Origin of the sequence: Nonomuraea zeae, from assembly GCF_005889725.1 — a bacterium.
Lineage (GTDB): Bacteria > Actinomycetota > Actinomycetes > Streptosporangiales > Streptosporangiaceae > Nonomuraea > Nonomuraea zeae.
The window spans coordinates 1-1,612 of sequence record NZ_VCKX01000656.1; the positions used below are offsets into that span (position 1 = coordinate 1).

Below are 1,612 nucleotides of genomic sequence, written 5' to 3' on the forward strand. Positions count from 1 at the left end.
GGCCCCAGTTCCGCCCCCGGCCCCGGTCCCGCCGGTCGGCTCGCTGCGCGCTCCGCCGCCGATGCCGGCGAAGACGGCGGTCCAGTTCACCGGTACGCCGTGCGCGTGCGCCTGGGCGAAGGACAGCAGGACGCGTTCCCGCCCGCCGTCGTCCCGGCGCAGCGACCCGATCGCCACGCCCGCCCCGTCCAAGGTGTCCTCGGTGGCCGCCGTGAGCACCGGATGCGGGCTGGCCTCGACGAAGACCCGGTGCCCCGCCGCGCGCAGCGCGCGCACCGCCGTCTCGTAGCGGACCGTGCTGCGCAGGTTCGTGTACCAGTACGCGGCGTCCAGCCCGGCGGTGTCGAGCGGCTCGCCGGTGACGGTCGAGTAGAACGCCACCCGCGAGCTACCGGGCCGGATGCCGGCCAGCGCCTCGGTCAGCTGGTCGCGGATCGCCGCCACGTGCGAGGAGTGCGAGGCGTAGTCCACCTTGACGGTCCTGGCCGACACGCCGTCCGCCTGGCACCGCTCGACCAGCTCGGCCACGGCCTCCTGGGAGCCGGCCACGATCGTGGCGGAAGGGCCGTTGACCGCCGCGATCTCGACCCAGCCGTAGCGGGCCTCGACCTCTTCGGCGGGCAGCGGGACGGAGGCCATCGTCCCCGTCCCGGCCAGCGCGGTGATGGCCCGGCTGCGCAGGGCCGCGACCTTGGCGGCGTCCTCCAGCGAGAGCGCCCCGGCGACGTACGCGGCGGCGATCTCGCCCTGCGAGTGGCCGACGACCGCGTCCGGCCGCACCCCGGCCGACTGCCAGAGCGCCGCCAGCCCGGTCATGACCGCGAACAGCACCGGCTGCACCACGTCCACCCGCTCCAGCGAGGCGCCCGTGCCGCGCAGGGTGTCGATCAGCGACCAGTCGGTGTAGGGGGCGAGCGCCTCCGCGCACCGCCGCAGGTGCTCGGCGAACACCGGCTCGGAGTCCAGCAGCTCCCTGGCCATCTCGGGCCACTGCGATCCCTGACCGGGGAAGACGAAGACGACCTTGCCCTCGTTCGCGGTGCCTTTGACGAGCCCGGCCGCCGCGCGTCCCGAGGCCAGCGCCTCCAGCCCGCGTACCAGCTCGCCGCTCTCGCCGCCGACGACGCCCGCGCGGTGCGCGTGGTGGGTCTTGGCGGTGGCCAGCGTGTAACCGACGTCGGCCGGGTCGAGCCCGGGGTGCTCGGCCAGGTACGCGGCGAGGCGGGCGGCCTGGTCGCGCAGCGCCTGCTCGGTCCGGCCGGACAGCACCCAGGGGACCGGGCTGGCGGTGGCCGCCGGCTCGGGCACGGACTGGGGGACCGCTTCGAGGATGACGTGGGCGTTGGTGCCGCTGATGCCGAACGAGGAGACGGCGGCCCGGCGGGGCCGGTCGCCGGCGAGCTCGGGCCAGGGGGTGGGCTCGGTGAGCAGGCTGACGGCCCCGGCCTCCCAGTCCACGTGGTGGCTGGGGGCGTCCACGTGCAGGGTCTTGGGGAGGAGCCCGTGCTGCATGGCCTGGACCATCTTGATGATGCCGGCGACGCCGGCGGCGGCCTGGGTGTGGCCGATGTTGGACTTGATGGAGCCGAGCCAGAGGGGGGTTTCGCGGTTC

The 1,612-nt window shown here is 75.4% G+C and carries 1 protein-coding gene; it reads right to left on the reverse strand.

Features of this window, described 5'->3' with window-relative positions:
• Positions 1-1,612: type I polyketide synthase (locus ETD85_RS62160; protein ID WP_138699076.1), on the reverse strand; the 1,612-nt coding region annotated here is incomplete at both ends.